23 protein-coding genes and 1 pseudogene are annotated in these 24,401 nt (G+C 65.4%); 7 read left to right on the top strand and 17 right to left on the bottom strand.

Annotated features, from left to right (window positions below):
• Positions 1-18: 18 nt before the first annotated feature.
• The 4 genes from VF716_RS12010 to VF716_RS11995 form a co-directional block, all read right to left on the bottom strand.
• Positions 19-333 (bottom strand): c-type cytochrome, encoded by a 315-nt coding sequence (locus tag VF716_RS12010; RefSeq protein WP_015275758.1) that lies wholly within the window; start codon positions 331-333, stop codon positions 19-21.
• A gap of 318 nt (positions 334-651) precedes the next feature.
• Positions 652-1,527 (bottom strand): ethylbenzene dehydrogenase-related protein, encoded by an 876-nt coding sequence (locus VF716_RS12005; protein WP_125883072.1) that lies wholly within the window; start codon positions 1,525-1,527, stop codon positions 652-654.
• Positions 1,528-1,574: 47 nt separating this feature from the next.
• Positions 1,575-2,183 carry a cytochrome c3 family protein gene (locus VF716_RS12000; RefSeq protein ID WP_011914554.1) on the bottom strand — a complete coding sequence of 203 codons (609 nt, stop codon included), beginning with the start codon at positions 2,181-2,183 and terminating at the stop codon, positions 1,575-1,577.
• A gap of 69 nt (positions 2,184-2,252) precedes the next feature.
• Positions 2,253-3,935, bottom strand: a complete 1,683-nt coding sequence (locus VF716_RS11995) for a nitrite reductase (protein WP_014597680.1) — start codon at positions 3,933-3,935, stop codon at positions 2,253-2,255.
• 307 nt (positions 3,936-4,242) lie between these two features.
• Here VF716_RS11995 and VF716_RS11990 point away from each other — a divergent pair, with 307 nt between their 5' ends.
• The 7 genes from VF716_RS11990 to VF716_RS11960 all read left to right on the top strand — a co-directional run bounded on the left by VF716_RS11990 (position 4,243) and on the right by VF716_RS11960 (position 10,620).
• Positions 4,243-5,091, top strand: coding sequence for a CbbQ/NirQ/NorQ/GpvN family protein (locus VF716_RS11990; protein ID WP_440552719.1), 849 nt, complete (start codon positions 4,243-4,245; stop codon positions 5,089-5,091).
• Positions 5,075-5,662, top strand: coding sequence for a cytochrome c oxidase subunit 3 (locus VF716_RS11985; protein ID WP_440552718.1), 588 nt, complete (start codon positions 5,075-5,077; stop codon positions 5,660-5,662). The genes VF716_RS11990 and VF716_RS11985 overlap by 17 nt, the downstream gene beginning before the upstream one ends.
• A 10-nt stretch (positions 5,663-5,672) precedes the next feature.
• On the top strand, positions 5,673-5,921 hold the full coding sequence (locus tag VF716_RS11980; protein WP_011914558.1) for a cytochrome C oxidase subunit IV family protein: 249 nt from the start codon (positions 5,673-5,675) through the stop codon (positions 5,919-5,921).
• Between the two features lie 158 nt (positions 5,922-6,079).
• Positions 6,080-7,261, top strand: coding sequence for a heme d1 biosynthesis radical SAM protein NirJ (gene nirJ / locus VF716_RS11975; RefSeq protein WP_125870172.1), 1,182 nt, complete (start codon positions 6,080-6,082; stop codon positions 7,259-7,261).
• 61 nt (positions 7,262-7,322) lie between these two features.
• A complete protein-coding gene (cobA, locus tag VF716_RS11970) occupies positions 7,323-8,159 on the top strand; it encodes a uroporphyrinogen-III C-methyltransferase (RefSeq protein WP_095460767.1) in 837 nt (278 codons plus the stop codon).
• On the top strand, positions 8,150-9,658 hold the full coding sequence (locus VF716_RS11965) for a nitrite reductase (RefSeq protein WP_125852574.1): 1,509 nt from the start codon (positions 8,150-8,152) through the stop codon (positions 9,656-9,658). Before cobA ends, VF716_RS11965 begins: the two co-directional genes overlap by 10 nt.
• A 98-nt stretch (positions 9,659-9,756) precedes the next feature.
• Positions 9,757-10,620 (top strand): LysR family transcriptional regulator, encoded by an 864-nt coding sequence (locus VF716_RS11960; RefSeq protein WP_014597685.1) that lies wholly within the window; start codon positions 9,757-9,759, stop codon positions 10,618-10,620.
• A 42-nt stretch (positions 10,621-10,662) separates the two neighbouring features.
• Here VF716_RS11960 and VF716_RS11955 read toward each other — a convergent pair whose 3' ends face one another.
• The 13 genes and pseudogenes from VF716_RS11955 to nosR form a co-directional block, all read right to left on the bottom strand.
• A complete protein-coding gene (locus VF716_RS11955; protein ID WP_095460769.1) occupies positions 10,663-11,802 on the bottom strand; it encodes an HPP family protein in 1,140 nt (379 codons plus the stop codon).
• Positions 11,803-11,897: 95 nt separating this feature from the next.
• Positions 11,898-12,241: pseudogene (locus tag VF716_RS11950) on the bottom strand (cbb3-type cytochrome c oxidase subunit I); the annotation flags it as partial.
• A 329-nt stretch (positions 12,242-12,570) separates the two neighbouring features.
• On the bottom strand, positions 12,571-12,984 hold the full coding sequence (locus tag VF716_RS11945) for a CZB domain-containing protein (protein ID WP_260468767.1): 414 nt from the start codon (positions 12,982-12,984) through the stop codon (positions 12,571-12,573).
• Positions 12,954-13,331, bottom strand: coding sequence for a methyl-accepting chemotaxis protein (locus VF716_RS11940; RefSeq protein ID WP_440552739.1), 378 nt, complete (start codon positions 13,329-13,331; stop codon positions 12,954-12,956). The genes VF716_RS11945 and VF716_RS11940 overlap by 31 nt, the downstream gene beginning before the upstream one ends.
• Before the next feature lie 345 nt (positions 13,332-13,676).
• Positions 13,677-14,420 (bottom strand): SDR family NAD(P)-dependent oxidoreductase, encoded by a 744-nt coding sequence (locus VF716_RS11935; RefSeq protein ID WP_011914566.1) that lies wholly within the window; start codon positions 14,418-14,420, stop codon positions 13,677-13,679.
• Between the two features lie 119 nt (positions 14,421-14,539).
• A complete protein-coding gene (locus VF716_RS11930; RefSeq protein WP_440552717.1) occupies positions 14,540-15,730 on the bottom strand; it encodes an NnrS family protein in 1,191 nt (396 codons plus the stop codon).
• A gap of 314 nt (positions 15,731-16,044) precedes the next feature.
• Positions 16,045-16,227 (bottom strand): twin-arginine translocase TatA/TatE family subunit, encoded by a 183-nt coding sequence (gene tatA, locus VF716_RS11925; protein ID WP_013983994.1) that lies wholly within the window; start codon positions 16,225-16,227, stop codon positions 16,045-16,047.
• Between the two features lie 47 nt (positions 16,228-16,274).
• Positions 16,275-16,847, bottom strand: a complete 573-nt coding sequence (locus VF716_RS11920) for a nitrous oxide reductase accessory protein NosL (protein ID WP_013983995.1) — start codon at positions 16,845-16,847, stop codon at positions 16,275-16,277.
• Between the two features lie 25 nt (positions 16,848-16,872).
• Entirely contained in the window at positions 16,873-17,703 is an 831-nt protein-coding gene (locus VF716_RS11915) for an ABC transporter permease (protein ID WP_013983996.1), read from the bottom strand.
• Positions 17,700-18,626, bottom strand: coding sequence for an ABC transporter ATP-binding protein (locus VF716_RS11910; RefSeq protein ID WP_049340487.1), 927 nt, complete (start codon positions 18,624-18,626; stop codon positions 17,700-17,702). Before VF716_RS11910 ends, VF716_RS11915 begins: the two co-directional genes overlap by 4 nt.
• Entirely contained in the window at positions 18,623-19,930 is a 1,308-nt protein-coding gene (locus VF716_RS11905; protein ID WP_014597695.1) for a nitrous oxide reductase family maturation protein NosD, read from the bottom strand. The genes VF716_RS11910 and VF716_RS11905 overlap by 4 nt, the downstream gene beginning before the upstream one ends.
• A 113-nt stretch (positions 19,931-20,043) precedes the next feature.
• Entirely contained in the window at positions 20,044-21,957 is a 1,914-nt protein-coding gene (gene nosZ / locus VF716_RS11900) for a TAT-dependent nitrous-oxide reductase (RefSeq protein ID WP_020305981.1), read from the bottom strand.
• A 67-nt stretch (positions 21,958-22,024) separates the two neighbouring features.
• The gene (nosR, locus tag VF716_RS11895) at positions 22,025-24,202 is read right to left on the bottom strand and encodes a transcriptional regulator NosR (RefSeq protein ID WP_013984000.1); all 2,178 of its coding nucleotides are present in this window, start codon (positions 24,200-24,202) and stop codon (positions 22,025-22,027) included.
• Positions 24,203-24,401: the final 199 nt, after the last annotated feature.

The following is a 24,401-nucleotide window of genomic DNA, read 5'->3' as shown; positions in this document are numbered from 1 at the left end:
GGCGTCCTCCGGGGCGACTTACTTGAGGCTAAGAACCCACTCGGCGAGGGTCTTGGCTTCCTCTTCGGTAACTGGGTTTGGCGGCATCGGGATCGGACCCCAAACGCCTTGACTGCCATTCTTGATGTGCTGGGCCAGGGTGTCGGCGGCGCCTTCGACGCCCGCGTTCTTGGCTGCGACTTCTTTCAGAGCCGGGCCAACCATCTTGGTGTCGACGCTGTGGCAGGCCGCGCAGGGCTTGCTCTTGAACAGCGCTTCACCGTCCTGAGCCAGGGCCGGCTGCAGGGTCAGCGCGCCACCAAGGGCGAGCATCGGGATAAGGATTTTCTTCATTAGAACTATTCCTCAAGGCTAAAGGGGTGAACGTTACCGCCCACCCAAAGGGTGCTCAGCAAAAACGCACTGAGCAAGTGCACGGTAAATTTACCGCTTGTGCTAGGCAACCTTTTGTCCTTGGTCATTGTTTGTGGGTTCCGGACCTCAAACGGCTGCGTCGCAACCGGTGCGGGCAAGCTCAGGATGAATGAGCCGCGGCAGCGCTTCCTTGACTGCAATCAAATCGTTCCTCCGGCGCGCTGCCGCTGCCTGCCGTTGGTCGGCGGCCGGAAAACACAGGGCCGGCATCATGCCGGCCCGTTGCCTCTCGCCTGGTTACTGCTTGGCGGCAGTGATGTCGCCCTGGGCGTCGATACCCAGCGTGTAGCCGAGCGACACGTGGTGGTAGCGACCAGTGGCACTGTCATCGTGGATGGCAAAGCCGAAGTTGTAGAGGTTGCCGGGTGCCAGTGTGACGTCACCCTCGCCGCCGGCGAACTTGCGGGTGAAGACCACCGACCAGGTGTCGCCGTCGAGCTGGCCCTGAGCACCGACCAGCGCCTGCCCGCCCTCCATCACCCGCTCGCCGGCGATGTAGCCGTCGAAGGCCTTGTTCTCGCCACTGCGCCACTGGTTCAGGTCGTAGAACACGCCATCGGCCAGCGAGCCGCCCTTGACGTACTTGGTCTTGGTCTCGACGGCGCCGGGCATGGTCCGCGCATCGCCGTGGCAACTGCCCCAGCAGCCGCCCTGCTCGGCCAGCTCCACCTTGGAGCCGCCTTCGAGCATGTAGGCGATCTTCACCGGGTTGGCGGCATCCATCGGTGCCGCGCCGGAGGCGGCCGGCTGCTTCCAGGTGAAGCGCAGGTAGAGGTTCTCGCCGTCATTGGCGGCCTGGACCTTGGCATTGATGAAGGGCGCCTTGCCGGCGATCGGGCTGGGCTCGAGCTTCTGTCCGCTGGCCATCTTGGCGCCCATGTCGCCGGCTTCCTCGGAGTGGCAGCCGGCGCAGGTTTCGCCTTTTTTCAGGGCGCGCGCGCCGCCGTGCTCGGTGCCCTTGGTGATCCACTCCACCGGCGATACACCGGGGTAGAACAGGGTGACGTCGGTCGCGGCCACCGAGCTCCAGTCGGCAGGCGCGGCGGCCATGGCGCTCTGTGCGCCGAAAGCGATCACCGCCCCCACCGCACTGGCCATCAGAGTCTTTTTCATAGTCGGTTCCTCATCATCGATGGTTGGCTGGCCCGCCAGAACCTGGGTCAGTCTTCGTCTTCTTCGGTCATGCCTTCGGGCAGGTGATGCGCGATGCCCTTGTGGCAGGCGATGCAGGTCAGGTTGTCTTCGCGCGCCATCTCGTGCTGCTTGCGCGCGCGCTGCTTCTGCTTGTCGGAGCTCATGCTCTCGAGGCTGTGGCAGTTGCGGCATTCACGGGAATCGGATGCCCGCATCCGCGCCCATTCGCGTCGGGCCAGCGTCAGCCGCTTGGCTTCGAACTTCTCCTGGGTGTCGATGGTGCCGACGATCTTGCCCCACAGTTCCTTGGAGGCCTCGACCTTGCGCACCATCTTGTGCGTCCAGTCGCGCGGGACGTGGCAGTCCGGGCAGGTGGCACGCACGCCGGTGCGGTTGCTGTAGTGGATGGTTTCCTTGTATTCGGGGTAAACGTTGTTGCCCATCTCGTGACACGAAATGCAGAAGGTTTCGGTGTTGGTGGCTTCCAGCGCGGTGTTGAACCCGCCCCAGAAGATGATGCCGGCAACGATGCCCACTACCAGAATGCCGCCGAGCGAATAGCGCGTGCTCGGCCGCCGCAGCAGTGCCAGGATGCCGCCGCCCTTTTGTTGCTTGTTGCCGTCTTGATCGGTCATGGAATCGGTTCCCTTGCCAGACCCACCACGCCGGGCGTGGTGGGTGTTAACAGGCAATCCTCGGGCGGATTAGTACACGTCGTGCATGGTGTTGAAGACGTTGAACTTGCCGGTCGGCGTGACGATCGCCGGATCGGTGATCACCTTCTTCAGCTTCAGCGTCTTGTCGTCGTAGATCACGATCGCGGACTGGTCGGTCTTGCCGCCCCAGAGGGAGATCCACACCTCGTCACCCGCCTCGTTGTACTCGGGGTGGGTGGCACGACGGATCGCCTTGCTTTCCGGCAGGCCGGAGTCCTTGGCGACGTCCAGCCGCTTGGGCTCCTTGCTGAGATCGGCCAGGTCGTAGACGTAGACGGATTCGGCGACTTCCCGCTCGGGGTTCATCGGCGCGTCGGCCCAGAGGTTCTTCGACTTCGGATGGGTCTTGACGAACAGGTTGCCGGCGCCCGGCATCTTCAGCTCCTGCACCACCTTCCAGTTGTGCTCCTTGTACTTGGCGTACTTCGGATCGTCCGATGCGGTGGAGATCAGCGAGACCACGTCGTCACCCAGGTGGCCGGTGGTCCAGACCGGGCCGAACTGCGGGTGGATGAAGTTGGCGCCGCGCCCCGGGTGCGGGATCTTCGCGGTGTCGACCAGCGCGGCCAGCTTGCCGGTCTTGGTATCGACTGCCGCGACCTTGTTGGAGGCGTTGGCGGCGACCATGAAGTAGCGTTTGGAGTAGTCCCAGCCGCCGTCGTGGAGGAACTTGGCCGACTCAATGGTGGTGGTCTTGAGGTTCTTCAGGTCGGTGTAGTCGACCAGGATGATCTGCCCGGTCTCCTTCACGTTGACCACCCACTCCGGCTTGATGTGCGAGGCGACGATGGACGCCACACGCGGTTCGGGGTGGTATTCGCCGTCGACCGTCTGGCCACGGGTGGAGACGACCTTGATCGGCTCCAGGGTCTCGCCGTCCATGATCGAGTACTGCGGCGGCCAGTAGGTGCCACCGATCAGGTACTTGTCCTCGTAGCCCTTGAACTTGGAGGTGTCCACGGAGCGCGCATCGGAACCCAGGCGCACGGTGGCGACGGTGGTCGGCTCCTCGTACCACATGTCGATGATGGTGGTCAGGCCGTCGCGGCCCACGGTGTAGACATAGCGACCGGAGGCGGACAGGCGCGAGATGTGCACGGCGTAGCCGGTATCCAGCACCTTCCAGATGGTGTGGGTGTCGCCGTCCACTAGCGCCAGCTTGCCGGCATCGCGCAGGGTGATGGCGAAGACGTTCTTCAGGTTGATCTTGTTCATCTGCTTCTTCGGACGCTGATCAACCGGAACGATGAGTTTCCAGCTGTCCTTCATGTCCTGCAGGGAGAACTCCGGCGGCACATCCGGGGTGTTCTGGATGTAGCGCGCCATCATGTTGATCTCTTCCTTGGTGAGGATGTCGTCGTAGTTGACCATCCCGCCCTCGGTGCCATAGGCAATGATGTTCTCCAGGCGCTTGGTGCCCAGATTGAGGGTGCCGCCCTCGGTCTTCTTGCCGTCCGCATCGGTCTTGGTCCAGTGCGGTTCGAGGTTCTTGCCCGTTGCGCCCTTGCGCAGAACGCCATGGCAACCGGCGCAGCGTTCGAAATAGATCTGCTTGGCCGCCTCTTTCTCTTCGGCGGTCATCTCTGGGGCGGCAGCCTGGGCGACTGCCAGACCTAGCAGCGAAAGGCCGGCGATCACGCCAGCCAGAATAGGTTTACCGACATTGCTCATCCTTCTCTCCTATGGGAGCGCTCAGGCGCGACTCCTGCTAGTTACGGCGGTGTGGCAGTTCCCGGGGACTTCTTCTTTTTGCGATTCGGATGCTATGAGAGCGCGGAAGCGAAGGCGCTTGACGGTAATCAAGAGCCCCCCCGAGATGCCCCAGACGTGACGCCTTGTCGCGGAGATCGCCGCTACAGCTGCGACAAAGCGCCTCGTTTCGCCGCCTGTTCGTCGCAGATCTCGACGCAGACTTGACCGCAATCAAGCTTTGCCGGCGCACGGCTTGAGGGGGTCGCACGGGGCCGGTAGCGTGGCGATGGAAATAACCAACCGCTGTCGTGAGGTACTGCCTGTGAACGCGCCTGAAATCCGAATCGCCGCTGGCACGCCGGACGCGCCTTTCTATCAACCGCTGGGCAACGAGGAGCAGTTGTTCGAGCAGGCCTGGCAGCACGGCATGCCGGTGCTGATCAAGGGCCCGACCGGCTGTGGCAAGACGCGCTTCGTGCAGCACATGGCGCACCGGCTGAATCTGCCGCTGTACACCGTGGCCTGCCATGACGACCTCTCCGCCGCCGACCTGGTCGGCCGCCACCTGATCGGTGCCCAGGGCACCTGGTGGCAGGACGGCCCGCTGACCCGCGCGGTGCGCGAAGGCGGCATCTGCTACCTGGACGAGGTGGTGGAAGCGCGCCAGGACACCGCCGTGGTGCTGCATCCGTTGGCCGACGATCGCCGCGAGCTGTTCATCGAGCGCACCGGCGAGGCGCTGAAGGCGCCGCCGGGCTTCATGCTGGTGGTGTCCTACAACCCCGGTTACCAGAACCTGCTCAAGGGCATGAAGCCGAGCACCCGCCAGCGCTTCGTGGCGATGCGCTTCGACTATCCGCCGGCCGCCGAGGAAGAGCGCATCGTCGCCAACGAGGCGCAGGTCGATGCCGCGCTCGCCGCCCAGGTGGTCAAGCTTGGCCAGGCACTGCGTCGGCTGGAACAGCACGATCTGGAGGAAGTCGCCTCGACCCGCCTGCTGATCTTCACCGCACGCATGATCCGCTCCGGCATGACGCCGCGGCAGGCCTGCCTGGCCTGTCTCGCCGAACCGCTGTCAGATGATCCGCAGACCGTTGCCGCGCTGATGGATGTGGTCGATGTCCACTTCGCCTGAAGCCACCAGCCAACTGTCCGGGCGCCTGCCGGGCGATCTGGCGATGTGGTTTTTCATCCTCGCCGAGCTGACGGTGTTCGCCATTCTGATCCTGGCGTTCGCGGTCACGCAGATGTTCAACCCGCAGCTGTTCGGCGAAAGCCGCGCGGCGCTGGACAGCTCCATCGGCCTGGCACTGACCCTGAGCCTGCTGACCTCGGGCCTGTTCGCCGCACTGGCCGTCGAGCAGGTTCGTCAGGCTCGGCAGGAACGCGCCGCCTTGCTTCTGCTCGCCGCACTGGGCACCTCATGCGTCTACGTGGTGCTCAAGCTCAACGAGTATGGTCATCTGGCAGGGCTCGGCCTGGGGATGGAGCACAACACCTTCTTCACCCTGTACTGGATTCTCACCGGCTTTCATTTCCTCCACGTGCTGCTGGGCATGGTCATCCTCGCCTGGCTGGCCGAACGCTGCCGGCGTCGTGCCTACCGGCCGGACGACCACGGTGGCCTGGAATCCGGGGTGCTCTACTGGCACATGGTGGATCTGGTCTGGGTGCTGCTGTTTCCGCTGGTCTACGTGCTGAACTGACGAGGCAAACATGTCCGCTTCCAAGGTCCTGGTCGCCTGCTGGCTCGGTCTGGCGGTGCTGTCGATATCCACCGTCGTGCTGGGCAATGCCGGTGCCACCCTCGCGCTGGCAGGCGGCGTGCTGCTCGCTGCGTTCGGCAAGGCCTGGCTGATCACCGATGGCTTCATGGAGCTGCGCCACGCACCCTGGCCGTGGCGCCTGCTGCTGCTCGGCTGGCCGCTGGTCATCGCAGTCGGCGTGCTGCTGACTCTGCTCTGACCGGCGGCCCGGGCCGGCCGTGCTGGGCACCAAGGCCGCGCGACTTTTATTGTTTCCGATCAAGGCCAGGCCTATCCCACTCGGTGATCCTGCTGCTCAACCAAGGGGCGGCCAGCACGGCGCGCCCGCTGTGACACGCTGCCGAAGCGGAGCCGCCCATGTTGAGAATCAGCCATTACCTGCGCGCCCTGGCCCAGCCGACCACGCCGGTGCTCGGCGCCCGCAGTGTCAGCGGCAAGCGCCCACCCGTGGTGATATGGAACCTGCTCAGGCGCTGCAACCTGACCTGCAGGCACTGCTATGCAACCTCCGCCGACAGCGAATTCCGCGACGAGCTGGACACCGCCGAGGCGCTCCGAGTGATCGACGATCTGCACGAAGCCGGCGTGCGCGTGCTGATCCTCTCCGGTGGCGAACCGCTGCTGCGCGGCGACATCTTCCAGCTGGCCGATTACGCTCGCGACAAGGGCTTCTTCGTCGCCCTGTCGACCAACGGCACGCTGATCGACGAAGGCAACATCGCGCGCATCGCCGCGGCCCGGTTCGATTACGTCGGCATCAGCATCGATGGCCTGGAAGCGGTGCATGACGACTGGCGCCAGCTCAAGGGCAGCTTCGCCGCCTCCATGCATGCCATCGACCTGTGTCGCCAGCACGACATCCGCGTCGGCCTGCGCACCACCCTGACACAGAACAACTACCCGCAGCTGCCCGCCCTGCTGGCACTGATGCGTGAGCACGACGTACAGAAGTTCTACCTCTCGCACCTCAACTACAGCGGCCGTGGCAAGCGCAGCCGCAAGGCCGACGCCCATCACCAGATGACCCGCGATGCCATGCGCCAGCTCTTCGAGCAGGCCTGGGACGACGTGCAGCACGGCCGCGAGACCGACTTCGTCAGCGGCAACAACGACGCCGACGCCATCCTCCTGCTGCAGTGGGTCGAGCAGCACCTGCCCGAGCATCGCGAGCGCCTGGAAGGCATGTTGCGGGCCTGGGGCGGCAACGCCTCGGGCAGCGGCATCGCCAACATCGACAACATCGGCGACGTGCACCCGGACACCTACTGGTGGCAGCACACCGTGGGCAACGTGCGCCGCCAGCGTTTCAGCGACATCTGGCTGCACGAGCCGGCCCCACTGCTGCAGGAGCTGCGCCAGCATCCGCGAGCGGTGAATGGCCGCTGTGCCGAATGCCGCTGGCTGTCGATCTGCAACGGCAACACCCGTACCCGCGCCTGGGCGCAGGGCGACCTCTGGGCCGAGGACCCGGGTTGCTACCTCTCCGACGAGGAGATCGGTCTGCCGACACCCGAGCGCATTCCCAGCATCGCCATTTGATCGAAGCGGCCGCCAAGCGCCGCCCGCACACCGTAGTCCGATGAGCATTCAGGAGCACCGCATGGACCAGCCACTCACACTTCCCGCTTCGCTGAGCGCCGCGTTCGCCCCCGGCGAAGTCGCTCTGGTCGGCGCCGGCCCGGGTGATCCCGGCCTGCTCACCCTGCGTGCCTGGAGCCTGCTGCAACAGGCCGATGCGGTGGTCTACGACCGACTGGTCAGCGATGCCCTGATGGACCTGCTGCCCGCCGCCTGCAGCCGCCACTATGTCGGCAAGACCAGCGGTTATCACAGCCTGCCGCAACCGGAAATCAATCAGTTGCTCGCCGACCTGGCAAAGCAGAACAAGCGCGTGGTGCGGCTCAAGGGCGGCGACCCGTTCATCTTCGGTCGCGGCGCCGAAGAGCTGGAGTTCCTTCTGCAGCGCGGCATCGACTGCCAGGTGGTGCCGGGCATCACCGCCGCAGCCGGTTGCAGCGCCTATGCCGGCATCCCGCTGACCCATCGCGACCTGGCGCATTCCTGTCAGTTCATCACCGGCCACCTGCAGACCAACGGCGAACTGCACCTGCCGTGGGACTCACTGGCCCAGGGCGGCCAGACCCTGGTGTTCTACATGGGGCTGGCCAGCCTCGGCGAGATCTCGCGCAACCTGATCGCCGCCGGCCTGCCGGTGGATACCCCGGCCGCACTGATCGGCAACGGCACCCGGCCGGACCAGCAGGTGGTGCGCTGCACGCTACGGCAACTGCCGAACATGGCCGACGAGCAGCACCTCACCCCACCGACTCTCACCGTAATCGGCAAGGTGGTGGGCCTGTTCGCCGAGCGCCAGGTCCGCCACCCGGCGCGCCTGCACGGCGACCCCACCCCGCAAACGGAGGCCTTATGCAACTGATACCCGCCCTGCTGCTGGCCGCCGCGCTGCCGGCCGCCACCTTCGTCGCCCTCGACATGGCCAGTGCCGCCACGCCGGACGACAGCCAGGCCCTCTATGAACAGCACTGCCAGGCCTGCCACGGCGTCAACCGCCTCGGTGGCGCCGGGCCGGCGCTGCTGCCGGAAAGCCTCAGCCGCATCAAACCGGCCGAGGCCCAGGCGGTGATCCGCGACGGCCGCCCGGCGAGCCAGATGGCCGCCTATTCCCACGTGCTGAATGACGCGCAGATCACCGGCCTGGTCGATTACCTGTATCAGCCCTCGGCCGTGCCGCCGACCTGGAGCGATGCCGATATCCGGGCCAGCCACCGCATCCTCACCGACGTCGCCACCCTGCCGACGACTCCGCAGCACGGCGCCGATCCACGCAACCTGTTCGTCGTGGTCGAGGCTGGCAATCATCACGTGCGGGTGCTGGATGGTGATCGTTTCGAGGAACTGGCCAACTTCCAGTCGCACTTCGCCCTGCACGGCGGGCCGAAGTTCTCGCCCGATGGCCGCTTCGTCTATTTCGCCTCCCGCGATGGCTGGGTCAGCGTTTACGACCTGCACAACCTGACCATGCTCGCCGAGGTCCGCGCCGGGCTGAACACCCGCAACCTGGCGGTCAGCAACGACGGCCGCTGGGTGCTGGTGGGCAACTACCTGCCGGGCAACCTGGTGCTGCTCGATGCCCGCGACCTGTCGCTGGTCAAGCACATCCCCGCCGTCGGCCAGGACGGCACGCCGTCACGGGTCAGCGCCGTGTACACCGCGCCGCCGCGCGACAGCTTCGTGGTCGCGCTGAAGGACGTGAAAGAGGCCTGGGAGCTCTCCTATGCCGGCGAGCCGACCTTCGAACCGCGGCGCATCGAGGCCGCCGACTTCCTCGATGACTTCTCCTTCACGCCGGACTACCGCTACCTGCTGGCTACCTCGCGCAAGGCCCACGGTGGCCAGGTGATCGATCTCGACAACGGCCAGGCAGTCACCGACATTCCGCTGCCGGGCATGCCGCACCTGGGCTCGGGCATCTACTGGAAGCGCGACGGCAAATGGGTGTTCGCCACCCCCAACGTCAGCAAGGGACTAATCTCGGTGCTGGATCTGGACACCTGGAAGCTGATCAAGGAGATCCCCACCGAAGGCCCGGGCTTCTTCATGCGCAGCCAGGCCAACTCGTCCTACGCCTGGACCGACGTGTTCTTCGGCCCGAACAACGACGCCGTGCACCTGATCGACAAGCAGACCCTGGAAGTCGCCCACACGCTGCGGCCGATGCCGGGCAAGAACGCCGCCCACGTCGAATTCACCAACGACGGCCGCTACGCCCTGCTCAGCGTCTGGGACACCGACGGTGCACTGATCGTCTACGACGCCAAGACGCTGGAGGAGGTCAAACGCATCCCGATGAACAAGCCATCGGGCAAGTACAACGTCGGCAACAAGATCGAGTTCGCCGAAGGCACCTCGCATTAGCACCTTGCGGGTCGCCCGCAGAGAACAGCGGGCGACCTATCATCCGCAAGCCAATACAATCCGTGGTTCCAGCACTTTCATTGCACTGAAGGCCGACCATGGACATCGATCTCGCCCGCACCTTTCTCGAGATCATTCGCAGCGGCAGTTTCATCGCCACCGCCGAACGCCTGCACATCACCCAGACGGCGGTGACCGCACGGGTGCACAACCTCGAGGAGCAGCTGGGTTGCCGGCTGTTCGTACGCAATCGGGCCGGGGCGCGGCTGACCGATGACGGTCAGCGCTTCGTCGCCTATGCCACTCAGCTGGTGCAGACCTGGGAAGCCGCGCGGCGCGACCTGCCGTTGTCGCAGAGCGGTGACAAGCTGCTGACCCTCGGCTCCGAGGTGAGCCTGTGCAACCCGCTGATGCTGGCCTGGGCCCAGCGCCTGCGACAGGGGTTGGCCAGCCATGCGATACGGCTGGAAGTGGCCAGTGGCGAGGAGCTGCAGAAGAAGCTCGACCTGGGCGTGCTGGACGCCGCGCTGGTGCACCAGCCGGAGTATTGGCCGAGCCTGCAGGTCGAGCAGCTGCTGGAAGAAAAGCTGATCCAGGTGGTGCAGACGCAGAACCCGGCGCCCTACCTGTACGTGGACTGGGGGCCGGCGTTTCGCAAGCAGCACAACCAGGCGCTGCCCGAATGCAGTCGCGCGGCGCTGTCGTTCAGTCTCGGGCCGCTGGCCCTGCAATACCTGGTGCAGTGCGGCGGGCGTGGCTATTTCCGCACCCGCGTCGTGCAGCGCTATCTGGACGAGGGAATTCTCAAGCGGGTGGAACAGGCGCCGGAGTTTTCCTACCCGATCTATCTGGTCCATGCCCGAGCCAGCGAGTCGCCGGCCCTGACCAAGGCCATCGAGCTGCTGCGCGAGATCGCCCTGGACGACTACGACTGGTCGCGCTGGTACTACGCGGAGCTATGAGGCGGGACGCGCGCTGGCGTGGATCGAGCGTTCCGGCAGCGCTCAGTCCGGCAACTGTTTGAGCCAGTTGCGGTACAGCGCGGCGATCAGGTCGGTCTGGGTGATCATGCCCACCAGGCGCTGCTGCGCGTCGACCACCGGCAGGCAATGCAGGCCGCGATCGGAGAGCAGGTAGACCAGCTCGACCATGTGCGTATCCGGCGTCACCGAAACCACCGGCGAACTCATGATGGCGCGCAGCTTGGTGCCGCGCAGGAAGTTCAGCTGACCGAAGCTGAGCCGCCCCGGGCGTGGGTGGAAGTGCTTGAGCAGGTCCACCTGGGTGACGATGCCCACCAGGCGGTGGTCGTCGCCCTGCACCACTGGCAGAGAGCGCAGCCGATGCGCCTGCAGCGTCTGCCAGGCCTGTTCGATGAAGGTATCCGGCGTGTGCCAATAGAGGTCGCGCGACATCACGTGCGCCGCGGTGACCTCGCCCATGCTGCGACGCAGGGCATGCTTCTCGGTCTGCTTGATCAGCCGTTCCAGGTCATCACGGGTGACGTCGACATACTCGCCGAACTCCAGCAGTGCACGATCCACGTCGTCATGGGTGAAGCTCATGCGCTCGCCCGGCGGCAGGTCGCGGGTGTGATGACTGTTCTCGCGGCTCAGCCGCGGCTTCGGATAGGGATGCCCGGTTAGGTTGTTGTAGACCAACGCCACCGCCACCAGGAGCGCCGAATAGAACAGCACGGGCCCGACCAGCATGAAACCGAGGTGATGCAGCTCCGGACTGCCGACCGCCGCCACCAGCGCCAGCGCGATGCTCGGCGGGTGCAGGCAGCGCAGGTAGAACAGGCACAGCAGCGACAGGCACGCCGCCAGCGCCAGCGAAGCCACGCTCGGCAGTCCGCTCATACCCAGACTGATGCCGATCAGCGCGGCCAGCAGATTGCCGGCAAGCACCGCCCAGGGCTGGGCGAACGGGCTGGACGAGGCGACGAATATCAACACCGCCGAGGCGCCGGCCGGGCCCATGATCTGCAGGGTCAGCGAACTGCCGACCAGCAGATAGCCGCTGCAGAACACCAGCGGCATGACGATGGCGACGCCGAGGGCGGCGCGCAGCCACTCCTTCGGCGAGGCATTCAACGGGGCGGGGATGAACGAGCGAATCCAGAGGGCAAAAGAGTCGTGCATTGGTCCTGCTTGTGTCGAAATCGGGAGAGGCCGCCAGCGGGCGGTGGAGCGGTCCGTCCCTGGACCGGTTTTGAGCGAGATCGCTGTTCGGGCGTTCAGCCGGCCAGCAGCGGCGAAGCCTGGGGTGCGCGCTCGTCACGACGACGGCGCACGGTCAGCCAGGTGTTCAACGCCATCAGCAGCATGCCGCTGGCGAAGATGCCGCCGCCGGCCATGCGCACGACGTAGCCGGGGTGGCTGGCCTGCAGCGCCTCGACGAAGGAATAGGTCAGCGTGCCGTCTTCGTTGATTGCGCGCCACATCAGCCCCTGGGTGATGCCGTTGCCCCACATCGAGGCGATGTAGAGCACGGTACCGATGGTGGCCAGCCAGAAGGCGCGTTGATCAGGCCGAAGCTGTGCATCTGCTCGCGCCCCCGCAGCCGCGGAGTCAGGGTGAACTGACGCACCACGCGGTAGTTGTAGGCAGTGGGTTCGGGGCTGTTGTGCAGTTCGCTCATACTGCTGGGCGGGCGACGCGGGCGCCAGTGAGCGACCGCGAAATTCACCAGCGCTGCGCTGGCGAGAGTCGACGGACCGGCACGCCGCATCCACTCGCCGCTCCTCCTGATTCGTTGAGTCAGGCGCGGCAGATTGCCGCGCGGACGGGATGCGGGCGGCATTGTCGACAGTAACTTCAATAATCTCTAACGAATGTTATTGCTGGTTTGATGCAATTATTTTGAACCAAGCGCATCGATGCCGCTCGGCTGGCCCTCAGGCGAGATGGCTAGCCCCCGGCGCCGCAGTGCTGGATCACCTCTCCGACAATGCGCATCACCTCGAGATTCGCCTCCTCCATCTGCCCGAGATGCTCCAACGCCCGTTCCAGTGCGTCCTTGCCGAATGCCTCCAGTGCGGCCTGGCCCTGATCGTGGACCTGGGTGTGCGGGCGTTCGATCCGGCGGAAATGCTCCAGGCCCTGCAGCTCACGGTTGCCCTGGCCGTAGTACCAGCGCCCGAAGCGGCAGTCACGCTCGCCGGGAAGCTGCGGCGGGTTGTGCCGCTCGTTGCCCAGCAGGTGGTTGTAGACGACGAACTTGAGCGAAAGCTCATCGAGGTTGGCCAGTTCCACCCCGGCGCGCAACGCCGAGGCCGCGGTGCTCTCGCGCATCACCCCGGCCAGCTGGTGCAGTGTGCCCATGGCCTGTACGGCCTGCTGGGTGGTCTGACTGAAGCCCGGGCCTGGCTGCCCTGCTGGCGGATGTAGTCGTGCACGTTGGCGATCTCGGCCTGCACCTCGTCGATCTTGCGCACGATATCGCCGGTGGCCAGGGCGGTCTTTTCCGCCAGGCTGCGAATCTCCCCGGCAACCACGGCGAAGCCGCGGCCCGCCTCGCCGGCGCGTGCCGCCTCGATCGCCGCATTGAGCGCCAGCAGATTCGTCTGGCTGGCGATACCGCTGATGAGATCTACGATGCCGTTGATCTCCCGCGAACGCTCGGCCAGGGTGTCGACCTTGTTCGAGGCCTGCTCCAGGCCGCTTTCCATCTCAGCGGAACGGCCCTGCAGTTCACCGAAGTGACGCTGGTTTTCCAGCGCCGCCGTCGCGACCCGCTCGGCGCGGGCGCGGTTTTCTTCCAGTTGTCCGCTGAGGTGCTCGAAGGAGTCCCCGAGATGGGCCACCGAGTGGCTGAAGCGGATCAGGTTGGCCGATACGCCGCGGTAATAAGCCAGCTGGCGCTGACTGCAGCGATTGGCCTCCTCGGCCGCGGCCAGCGACAGCTCCAGTGCGGCGATGCGCGCCGCCTGGGCATCGCACCGGGCATGCAGCGCAGCGAGTTCGTCACGCTGGCGTAGCGCGCGCTTGCTTTCGAACCACATCGGTCACCTCCGTCAGCTGATGGTGTAACCGTTGTCCACCACCCAGTCCTGGCCGAACACACCGCGCGCACCCTGGGACAGCTGGAACAGAATCACGTTGGCCACCGCCGCCGATTCGAGGAAATGCCCCGGCAGCAGGCGCTTGGTGACGCCATCGGCGACCGCTTCGAGCTGGTCGTCGCTGAGCCCCAGCGTGCCCCAGATCGCCGTGGCGGTCGGCCCCGGCGACACCATGTTCAGGCGCACATCCAGTGGTGCGAATTCCGCCGCCAGGGTGCGCATCTGCGCGGCCAGCGCCGCCTTGCTGGCGATATAGGCGCCAAGGCCGGGGAATGCCGAGCGGATCAGGAAGGTGCCGATGAATACCACCGAGGCGGGCTTGGCCAGCTCGTTGCGCAACGCGGCGAAGGTGTTCAGCGCGCCGGCGCCGTTGACCGCCCACTGCCGGTCGAAGGCAGCCATGTCCAGCCCGTCGGCGAGTTCGGCGATGCCGGCGTTGGGTACCAGGTAGTGCACCGTTCCCAGTTGCGCAGCACGGCGGGCCAGCCGCGCCAGGTCGTCGGCAGACGTCACGTCGCCTTGCAGCCACTGCAGCTGTTCGGCATGGGTTTCCAGCATGGTCTCGAGCCCGCCGAGGCTGCGCGACATCGCCAGCACCCGCGCGCCCCGCTGCAGCAAGGCTGCGCACAGGGCCAGACCGATTCCGGAACTGGCACCGGTGACCACGGCCAGGCGATCCTGAAACTCGCTTTTCATCATCATCTCCGAGCTCGACGCACGCCGAGTCACAGGCTGCCTCGCGGAGGCAGCGGGTTTTGGGTTGGCTGTTGGACGGGCAGATGCGCGGCACCTGCTCCGGTTTCAGGTGCCGCTGTTCAGCCCGGGTGGCCATCCACGCGCGGGGCCAGCAGCATCGGCGCGTAGCGCCAGACATAGAGGGCAAAGGCCAGCGACCAGCAGATCGCCGCCAGCCACAGACCGGTCACCGGCCAGGCGACCGAGAGAAACACCCGCGACGCCGTGCCCAGGTTGAACAGGACGAAGGCCCCGACGATCCCCGCCGGCAGCTGCAAAGGCCGGCCGGTATGGCCGAGGGTCACCCGGGCGATCATCGCCAGGATCAGTCCGCTCATGGAGCCGACCGTCAGTGCGTGCAGCGCCGGGCTGGACTGCGCCAGCAGGCCGAAATGCCAGAGCGCCAGGCCGAAGGTCGCGACCACCATCCAGAGCATCGCCACGTGCAACGACCAGAGCAGGCCGACCTTCCAGATGCCCTTGTCGTACCAGCGCGCCAGGCGCAGCAGGTGGCCGACACCGATGGCGGCAAACAGCAGCCCCAGCAAAGGTTGCGGGCGCATGGCTAGGCCGAAGGCGTGCAGCAGAGCGATCACACCGGTGCCTACCAGCAGGGCGACGTCCAGCCAGACCCAGGGCTTGACCGCCTCGAGCTTGCCCAGCCCACGCTGGGTGAAGAACGGGATCACGCGGCCGCCGATCAGTGCCATCAGCGCTGCGACCAACCACAGACCGGCCAGCACACCCTGGCGCTGCAGGGCATCGCTGCCTTGCAGCAGGCCGGTCAGCACCAGCAGATCGGCACCGAACATCAGCGCCAGCACCACCACGATCGGGTAGTTGCGCTTCTGCCGCACGGCCCAGAGCATGCGCGCCATCATCCAGGCCAGGGCCAGCAGGAACAGCAAATCCAGCGGGGCCAGCCACTCGGCCGGCAGGCCGAACAACCAGCCCAGGCGTGCCGCCAGCCAGAGCAGCGCCAACCCCATCAGGCGATTGCCGGACGGCGCGATCTGCCCGGTCCACGTCTGCACGGCGGTGAGCAGAAAACCGGCGACGATGGCCATGGCGAAGCCGAACAGCATCTCGTGGCGGTGCCAGGCCAGCCAGCCGCCGGTGGGCTGGAAGCCAGGCCAATGGCCAGTCCAGGTCGCCACCCAGAGCGGGATCGCCAGCAACGCGTAAACGCTGCCGGCGAGAAAGAACGGGCGAAATGCGAGCCGCCAGATGGGCGCGATACTCAGGGCTTTTCGCCGATCGATAACTTGCACGGAAGGGCCTCCAGACGTTCTGCGCCCGGCTGCGACAACCGCGACGCGCCGGACTCGATGACCGCTCCCGAATCCGGGAGCCAGGATTACTTTCTACAGGGTAGGTGCCCTCGGCAGACTTGATTGCAATCAGCTTTTTTCCGAGGGGGCGGGAAAGTGACGATCGGCGGGCAAGGGCCGCAGCCAGGCGCACCATGGCGGTGCGAAGCGACGCAGCTGATCGTGCGGAGGCAGGTGGCGGCGGGCACGAGGTGCCCGAGGTAGCCCGTCCAGATGCCGTGGCGCGGCCGGACGGGCTGCTTCGGAGATGACGGCTACTTGAGTTCCTGCTTCACCGTTTCGGTATGGGCGGCGGTCTCGCCTTCGCTCACCGATTTGCGGAACCCGCTGATCGCGCTGCCCAGATCGGAGCCCAGGCCACGCAGGCGCTTGGTGCCGAACAGCATGACCACGATCAGAAGAATGATCAGAAGTTGCCAGACGCTGATACCCATCATTGTGTTACCTCGCAAGTGTCGGAAGACTGGTCGTCACTGTCCGGGGCTCAGTGCCCCGCATGCGCGCCGTGTGCATCGTCGGACAGGTGCCCGTGCATGCCGCCATGTTGCATGCTCGCCGCTTCCTGCAGCAGCGCCTGATCGATCTCTTCGAAGCGCAGCACACGGCCGCCGTGCATGCTCGCCAAGGCCTGGGCGTCCTGCTCCTGGGCGAAGCTGGCGAGCGACGCGCCCATGGCGCCCTTGAGCGTCGTGCCGACCACATAGTAGGCGCTGGTTGCGTCGATCAGATGACCGTCGTCCGGATGTTCCCAGACGCTGCGGCCCATGTCGTGCACATACAGCCGGGCCTCGAGCAGGCGGTTCTCCGGCTGCAGCCACCAGCCCAGCATCTCGGCGGTGGAACAGAACTTCTTCACCCCGCCCTTCTCCACCGCCTGACCCTTGGGCCCGGGGAAGTCGCTGATGATCATGCCGCAGACATGGCACTCGTCGCTGGCATGGAAGGCCACCGGCTCGAGCGATTGCCGGACCTCCTCCTGCTCGCCGCAGCCGGCCAGGCCGAGGCCCAGCAGCAGGGCGAAGACGGCGCCGGCGCCGATGCGATGCAAAGTGTTCATGGCGTTCTCCTCGATTCGTGAAAGGTCAGGCCAGGCGCCGGCGGAAGATGCCGTAGGCCAGCAGCAGCGAGACACCGACCCAGGCCAGCAGGCACAGCCAGAGCATGGCCGCCGGCACCGGCAGGTCCGCCCCAAGCGACAGCACGCCCATGGCGCTGCCGCTGCCCTCGAAGCCGGACAGGTTGATCAGCCGGTAGATGTCGGTGGGGTTGAGCAGGAGCAGCCAGGGCAGCAGCTCCGGATTGAACTTGCCTTCGCTGAGCACCAGCAGCGCCAGCAGCACCAGGTCGAAGACCAGCACGAAGAGGAACCAGACGCCCAGCGCAAGGCCCGCGGCGCTGGACTTCTCGTTGACCTTGCCGCTGAGCACGTAGGCAAAGGCGAGGAACACCCAGCCGAGCAGCGTAGAGGAGATCATGAAGCGACCGAACGCCCAGAGCAGCAGGCCCAGCTCGACGCCGTCCACCAGCAGGGCGATGGCCAGCGCGGCACAGCCGAAGCCGATCAGCACCGCCAGAGCCAGGATCAGCCCGTGGCCGACGAACTTGCCCAGCAGGATCTGCCCGCGGCCCAGCGGGTAGGTCAGCAGCAGCATCAGGGTGCCGCCTTCGTCCTCGCCGACGATGGCGTCATAGGCCAGCAGCAGCGCGATCAGCGGCATCAGAAAGGTGGCCAGGCTGGCCAGGCTGGCGATGGTCGCCGGGATCGAGGTGAAGCCCAGCTGCCCGGAGGCCGCGGCGCCGAGCCAGGCGATGCCCACTGCGAGCACGGCGAACAGCAGGCTGATGGCGAGCAACCAGCGGTTGCGCAGGCCGTCGCTGAGTTCCTTGCGCGCGATGTTCCAGACCTGGTTCATGGCCGACCCTCCTGGGCGCGCACGTCGCCGGCGCGCTCCATGTAGTAACGATAAAGATCCTCCAGCGACGGCTGGTGGATCTCGATGTCCTCCGGCTCCCCCTCGCCCAGCAGCTGACGCAGCAGCACCAGTTTGTGGCCGTTGACCGCCACCACCTCCAGGCTCGACTCGCTGAGGCCGCGGGCGCTGTGCCCGGCAGCGGCCCAGCGCTGCAGCCAGCTGTCACGCTCGCTGATGCCGCTGGCACGGATGCGCACCGGCAGACCGGCCTCGGCACGCAGGTGCGCCAGGCTGCCTGCGGCCTGCAGGCGGCCCTTGGCCAGGATCGCCGCACGATTGATGTGGGCCTCGACACCCGGCAGCACATGAGAGCAGAGGATGATGCTGGTGCCGCGCTGGCGCAGGCGGTCGATCAGCAGGTACAGATCCTGAGTGGCGATCGGGTCGAGGCCGACGGTGGGCTCGTCGAGCAGCAACAGCTTCGGTTCGCCGAGCAGCGCCTGGGCCAGGCCGAGACGCTGGCGCATGCCCTTGGAATAGGTCTTCACCCGACGGTCGGCAGCATGGGCCAGGCCGACCTGCTCGAGCAGCTCATCCACCTGGCTTAGCGCCGCGCCCTTGAGGCGAGCAAAGTGGCGCAGGGTTTCGCGGCCGCTGAGCTGCGGATAGAAGGTGACGTTCTCCGGCAGATAGCCGAGCTGGCGGCGCACCTGCGGATCGTTCGGCGCGCGGCCAAGCACCTTAACCTGCCCTTCGCTGGGCGCGAGCAGGCCGAGGATCAGTTTCATGCTGGTGGTCTTGCCGGCGCCGTTGTGGCCGAACAGCCCCAGCACCTCGCCTTCGGCAAGGGTCAGGTTCAGATCGTGCAGCACGGTCATGCTGCCGTAACGCTGGCTTACGCCCTGGATCTCGACGGCGTTCATGACGTTGGTTCCTGCTTGGCGGATAGGAGTTTTTCGGTGGGCAGGCGCATCAGTGGATGGCTGTCCTGGACACCCGGCGACTTGATCACCGGGAAGGCGCGCTGCACCCAGCGCAGCACCTCGATGCTCGGGCTGTTCATCAGCAGACGTACCTGCGGATACAGCCAGAGCAGACGGTCCACGTTGTCGTTGGGCTCGTAGGCGACGTCGCCCAGGCCATCGTCGTTGCGATCCCAGCCCAGGTAGTCGCTCCAGTAGTTGCCGCGGCCGTCCACCGACCATTCCTGGGTGCGGCTGGCGACGTACTTGACCTGCTGGCGGTTGTCGACGAAGGCATTGCCGCTGATGCGGTTGTCCTCGGAGCCGGCGGTGAGGTGGATGCCCAGCGCGCTCTTCTCGAAATGGTTGTTCTCGATGCTGTTGAACAGCGAGTTGTAGATGAACAGCGCCTTGCCCTCGCCACCGCTGATCATGCTGTCGCCGGTCGACCCGCTGCGCACGTCGCTGACGAAGTTGTCGCGAATGGTCGAGTAGGTGATGTAGTTGAGCAGCATGCCGTAGTTCTGGTCCTGCTCGGAGCGGTTGCCGGTGACGATCAGCTTGCGGCTCTGCATCAGCGCGTAGCCGGTACGGGTGCGACGGGTGATGTTGTCGATGAGGCTGTTTTCGTTGGCGAACATGTAGTGCACGCCGTAGCGGACATCCTCGATGAGGTTGCCCTCCATGTGGTTGCCATGAGAGGTATCGATGTAGATGCCATCGCGCACGTCGCGGACCTGGTTGCCGAGGATGCGCGCGCCCTTCACCGCGAACAGGTGAATGCCGTTGCCGCGATCCTGCGAGCGCACGCTGGCGTCGCCGTCGATGCGGTTGCCGCTCACCTCGGCCTGCACGGCGCGATCGAGAAACACGCCGAAGCCCGGGCCCTGCATGCGGTTGTTGCGGATGGCTGCACGCTCGGCCTCCGGCAGGATGAACACGGCCGAGTCCATGGCGGTGAGGTCGCGTCCCCAGTTGCGCAGCGTGCAGCCTTCGACCTGCACATCACTGGCGGCGATGGTCAGCACGTTGCCCTGGCCCTGGGCATCGAGCACCGCGCCTGGCTCGCAGATGAGCTGCAGCGACTCGTCGATGCGGAACTGTCCGGCATATTCACCGGCAGGCAAACGCCAGCGCTGTTCGCCCATGGCCTGCAGCGGCAGGTCGCGGATCGGCTGCGGTGCCGCCTGGGCGAGCCCGGCCAGCAGGGCCAGCGCGCATCCGGCGATCAGCTGAAACGAATGAGGCGCCTGATTTCTGAGCACGACGTTTACCTTCTTCAGCGTTCAGGCAGAAATTCTGGACGGGCCCTACCGCAAGGCCGGGCCCGTGACCGTTACAGCGAACCGGCCCCTGGTCAGCGGGGCCGGCCCCGGCATCAGGCCGGTTCGACCAGCATGCGGCCGACCATCTCCATGTGCAGCGCGTGGCAGAACCAGCTGCAGTAGTACCAGTGCAGGCCCGGCTTGTCCGCGACGAAGGTGATCGAGGAGGTCTGCTGCGGGCTGATCTCCATGCTCACGCCGTGGTTGACCATGACGAAGCCGTGGGACACGTCCTCGATCTGGTCGAGGTTTGTGATGGTCACGGTGACCTCGTCGCCCTGCTTGACGGTGAACTCCTGAACACCATAGCTCGGCGCCATGGAGGTCATGTAGACGCGGACCTTGTTGCCGTCGCGGATGACCTTGTTGTCGGTTTCCAGGTTGATGCCGTCCTTCTTCGCCATTTCCACGGTGGGGGCGAAGAACGGGTCGTTGCGGTCCCAGATCTTCTTGGTCTTGATCTGGTCGCGACGGGCCATGATGCAGTCGTGCGGCTCGGCGTAGGTCGGGCCGTCGTGCACCAGCTTCATCTCGTCGCCGGAGATATCGATCAGCTGGTCGTTCTCGGGGTGCAGCGGCCCGGTGGGCAGGAAGCGGTCCTTGGAGAACTTGCACAGCGCCACCAGCCACTTGCCGTCGGCTTCGCTGGTTTCGCAGAGCGAGGCATGAATGTGGCCCGGCTGGTAGTGCACATCGAGCTTCTGCTTGATGTACTCGACCTTCTCGCCCTTGTAGGCGCGTACCGCGTCGGCCATGTTCCACTTCACCACCTGGCTGTCGATGAACAGCGTGGTGTAGGCGTTGCCGCGACCGTCGAAGGTGGTGTGCAGCGGGCCGAGGCCCAGTTCCACTTCCGCGGCGATGGTGTCGCGTGGATCCTTGATCTTGCCGGCGAACAGGTCGGGCAGCTTGGCGATCTCGATCATCGATACGGTCGGCGACAGCTTGCCGTTGGCGATGAAGTACTTGCCATCGGACGAGGTGTTGCAGCCGTGCGGGTTCTTCGGCACCGGGATGTAGCGGGTGAACTCGCTGTCCTTGTCGCCCTTCTTGCGGCCATCGAGCACCGGCACCTTGGAGTCGCCGAGATTGATGAACTTGCCGGCCTTGACCGCCTTCTCCGCCGCCTCGATGTCGAACACCACGACCCAGTCGCGCTCGTTGCGCATCATGCCGCCCAGGTCGTAGGCCTTCTCCGAGTTGTAGCAGGTGGCTGCGGTGAAGCGGCCGGTGTAATCGGCATCGGTGTTGTCGAGGTTGCCGTCGACGATGATCTGGAAAGCGACTTCCATCTTCTCGGCATCGATGACGTTGTACATGGTGTAGCTGTTTTCATCCTGCAGGTCGAAGACCTTGCCGTCGTTCGGGTGCGGGATGACGAATTCGGCGTTGGCGAACACGTACTTGGTGTAGGGCACCTTCTGCAGACGCAGACCGTGGATGGCCTGGCAGTTGGGGATGGTGATCATCTTGTCGCACTTCATGATATCCAGGCGGATACGCGCGACACGGGTGTTGGCCTTGTCGTTGATGAACACGTACTTGCCGTCGTACTTGCCGTCGGTCATGGAGATGTGCGGGTGGTGGCAGTCGCCGTTGAGGAACTTGGCGCTGTCGCCCATGATCGCGCGGCTTTCGTTGGTCAGGCCCCAACCGCTGGCGGAGTCGACGTTGAACACCGGGATGCGCATCAGCTCGCGCATGGACGGGATGCCCAACACGCGCACCTCGCCCTGGTGGCCGCCGCTCCAGAAACCGTAATAGTCATCCAGCTCGCCGGGACCGACGTGGATGTTCTGCTGCGCATCCTTGACCGCGGCGGCCCAGGATTCGCGGGTCATCACCGCGCCGCCGAAGGCGGTGGCCGCAACGGCCGCGCCGGTCACCGCACTGGCGCCGAGGAAGTTACGACGGCTGATGCCGCCCTTCTCCAGCGCCTCGGGGTTGTTCTTGCTCTTGTCGCTCATGGGGTTTTGCTCCTTTGGGACATCTGCTTCAAACACACTCGATCGAGCACCTCGCCGGGGCGATGGCTCAGGGTTCCACCACTTGCACTACGGGAATCAGCTCGGCGGATGCCGGCGCCTTCTTGTCGCGCTTCTTGCGCTTGTTCTTGTTCACCAGCGGCGGGCACTTGTGCTCGTTGTGGTAGGTCATCTGGCAATCGAGGCAGTAGTGGCACTCGTTGGCATTGATATGGCCGTCGGGATGGATCGCCTGGATCTCGCATTCCTTGGCGCAGAGCTGGCAGGGGCTGCCACACTCCTTGCGGCGCTTGAGCCAGTCGAACAGGCGCAGCTTGGTCGGGATCGCCAGCGCCGCGCCCAGCGGGCAGACGTAACGGCAGTACACCTTGCGGGTGAAGATGTTGATGACCAGGAGGAACACCGCGTAGGCGACGAACCACCACTGGCGGTCGAACTTGAGGGTGATGGCGGTCTTGAACGGCTCAACCTCGGCGGCCTTCTCGGCCATCATCATCGACTCGAGGGAGATGCCGAACAGCACCAGCAGGACGATGTACTTGATGGCCCAAAGCCGCTCGTGCACCGCGAAGGGCAGCTCGTACTGCGGAATCTTCAGCTTGCGTGCGGCTTCGTTGATCAGCTCCTGCAGCGCGCCGAACGGACACAGCCAGCCGCAGAACACACCGCGGCCCCAGAGCAGGATGGTGGCGGCGGTGAAGGTCCAGATGATGAAGATCACCGGGTCGGAGAGGAACAGCTCCCAGCGGAAGTCCTGGAACAGCGCGTGGACGAAGGTCAGCACGTTGACCACAGACAGCTGCCCCAGCGCATACCAGCCGATGAACACCACGGTGAACACCAGGTAGCCGCGGCGCAGCCAGTGCAGGAAGCGCGGCCGCTGGGTGAAGGTGTCCTGCAGGAAGAGGATCACCGTGAGCAGGCCGAGGGCGGCGAGGATGACGCCGATCTGGAAGCTCTTCTGGTACCAGATGTTGACCCACATCGGCCGATTGGCTTCCTCAATGGCAGCCAGTTCCTCGGCGGTGGGCTGCGGCCGCTCGATGTAGTCCTCGAGCATCTGGTAGGGCAGTTCGAAGCTGGTGAACACGCCGCTCACCGGGCCGGTCTGGCGGCGCACCAGCAACTCCAGCACCCAGGGCGAGCCCGGATCGAAGCGGGCAGCCTCGCGGACGATGAAGATCGCCATCTCGCTGAAGCGCGGCGCGCCGTCGAGGTAGATATCGTTCAGACGCTGGAAGTCGAGGTCGCGGAAGCTGATGATGTCGCCGAACTGGCGCAGCTGGACCCGATCGAAGATGCCGCCGCGCACGTAGCCCGAGCCCTTGAACGAATACTCGCCGCTGCCCAGCACGGCGATGGCGTGCTCGCCCGGCTTGAGCTCTTCCATCAGGAAGCGGTACTGATTGTCGCCCAGCAGGTTGCGGCCGATGGTCGGCGGGTTCAGCTCCGCGGCGTAGAGGTCGATGAAGGTCTCGTCGGCGGTCTGTGCGGTGGCCTCGTCGATGCCTTCGGCCTCGGTGCCCTTGAAGGCTTCGTCGATCTGCCCGCGAGTCAGGTGCAGACGCCGGATCGCGCCACTGCCGGTCAGCTCGGTCCAGTTGGCCGGCTGGTAGACGTCCTGGCGCACGCTGGCGATCTTCGGCCGCGCGTTGCCGCCCCCCTCGATCAGGCCCAGCGAGACGGCCACCTCATGGGCGGCGCGCATGACGATCTCGTTGACCACCATCACGGTCACGGTGGCGCCGGTCACGGCATCGATGGTCACAGCATTGCTGTCGCTGGAGCGACCGACCACCACGCGCTGGTCGGCCCGGATGCCCTGGTACTTGGCGTTGAAGTCGTGCAGTTTCTGTTCGGGAATGCCGATCAGCAGGATCGGTTCATGGTGCTCAAGCACATAGGCATCGACGATCACACCCTGCGGATCGAGCAGCACCTGCATGTTGATGGGTTTGCCGGAATAGGCGGGAATGTCCACCACATTGATGGACTGAAAGGCGTAGCCGAGTACCTCGTCACCCTTGGTGATCGTGCGGACCTGATAGTCGCCCTCGGCTGACGAGAGACTGGCACCGGGGAAGAACTTGTCGAGGCGCTGCTGCTCGGCTTCATATTCCCTGGCCTGCAGCGACGATGCGCAGACGCTCAGGATCAGCAGAATGACAAAGCCCTTGACCCAGGTACTGAACGTACCGGCCAGCGACCAGATTTCACGGGAAGCCATCGAATTACCTGCTTGTACGGTTGGCGTAAGCGGATGGTAGGTGAGCGTCTACATCCCTCCCCTTGATTGCAATCAAGGACTCCCCCGGCGACTGGTTTCGTTGTCCCATGTCAAAGAACACCATGACCGTGAACAAAGACGTTGTTATGACTAGCCTAGGCCAGTAGGAGAGAGACGCAAGCTAGCGCACAGGACGGAG

Origin of the sequence: Stutzerimonas sp. Brlt_14, assembly GCF_051948915.1 — a bacterium.
Lineage (GTDB): Bacteria > Pseudomonadota > Gammaproteobacteria > Pseudomonadales > Pseudomonadaceae > Stutzerimonas > Stutzerimonas stutzeri.
Note: the sequence above shows the minus strand (reverse complement) of the source record. Positions and strands in the feature narration are given on the sequence as shown.

Bases quoted from the DNA above. Each gene is read 5' to 3' on its own strand.
- VF716_RS12010 (WP_015275758.1), bottom strand. From the start codon at position 333: ATGAAGAAAATCCTTATCCCGATGCTCGCCCTTGGTGGCGCGCTGACC.
- VF716_RS12005 (WP_125883072.1), bottom strand. From the start codon at position 1,527: ATGAAAAAGACTCTGATGGCCAGTGCGGTGGGGGCGGTGATCGCTTTC.
- VF716_RS12000 (WP_011914554.1), bottom strand. From the start codon at position 2,183: ATGACCGATCAAGACGGCAACAAGCAACAAAAGGGCGGCGGCATCCTG.
- VF716_RS11995 (WP_014597680.1), bottom strand. From the start codon at position 3,935: ATGAGCAATGTCGGTAAACCTATTCTGGCTGGCGTGATCGCCGGCCTT.
- VF716_RS11990 (WP_440552719.1), top strand. From the start codon at position 4,243: ATGGAAATAACCAACCGCTGTCGTGAGGTACTGCCTGTGAACGCGCCT.
- VF716_RS11985 (WP_440552718.1), top strand. From the start codon at position 5,075: ATGTCCACTTCGCCTGAAGCCACCAGCCAACTGTCCGGGCGCCTGCCG.
- VF716_RS11980 (WP_011914558.1), top strand. From the start codon at position 5,673: ATGTCCGCTTCCAAGGTCCTGGTCGCCTGCTGGCTCGGTCTGGCGGTG.
- nirJ (WP_125870172.1), top strand. From the start codon at position 6,080: ATGTTGAGAATCAGCCATTACCTGCGCGCCCTGGCCCAGCCGACCACG.
- cobA (WP_095460767.1), top strand. From the start codon at position 7,323: ATGGACCAGCCACTCACACTTCCCGCTTCGCTGAGCGCCGCGTTCGCC.
- VF716_RS11965 (WP_125852574.1), top strand. From the start codon at position 8,150: ATGCAACTGATACCCGCCCTGCTGCTGGCCGCCGCGCTGCCGGCCGCC.
- VF716_RS11960 (WP_014597685.1), top strand. From the start codon at position 9,757: ATGGACATCGATCTCGCCCGCACCTTTCTCGAGATCATTCGCAGCGGC.
- VF716_RS11955 (WP_095460769.1), bottom strand. From the start codon at position 11,802: ATGCACGACTCTTTTGCCCTCTGGATTCGCTCGTTCATCCCCGCCCCG.
- VF716_RS11945 (WP_260468767.1), bottom strand. From the start codon at position 12,984: ATGGGCACACTGCACCAGCTGGCCGGGGTGATGCGCGAGAGCACCGCG.
- VF716_RS11940 (WP_440552739.1), bottom strand. From the start codon at position 13,331: ATGGAAAGCGGCCTGGAGCAGGCCTCGAACAAGGTCGACACCCTGGCC.
- VF716_RS11935 (WP_011914566.1), bottom strand. From the start codon at position 14,420: ATGAAAAGCGAGTTTCAGGATCGCCTGGCCGTGGTCACCGGTGCCAGT.
- tatA (WP_013983994.1), bottom strand. From the start codon at position 16,227: ATGATGGGTATCAGCGTCTGGCAACTTCTGATCATTCTTCTGATCGTG.
- VF716_RS11920 (WP_013983995.1), bottom strand. From the start codon at position 16,847: ATGAACACTTTGCATCGCATCGGCGCCGGCGCCGTCTTCGCCCTGCTG.
- VF716_RS11915 (WP_013983996.1), bottom strand. From the start codon at position 17,703: ATGAACCAGGTCTGGAACATCGCGCGCAAGGAACTCAGCGACGGCCTG.
- VF716_RS11910 (WP_049340487.1), bottom strand. From the start codon at position 18,626: ATGAACGCCGTCGAGATCCAGGGCGTAAGCCAGCGTTACGGCAGCATG.
- nosZ (WP_020305981.1), bottom strand. From the start codon at position 21,957: ATGAGCGACAAGAGCAAGAACAACCCCGAGGCGCTGGAGAAGGGCGGC.
- nosR (WP_013984000.1), bottom strand. From the start codon at position 24,202: ATGGCTTCCCGTGAAATCTGGTCGCTGGCCGGTACGTTCAGTACCTGG.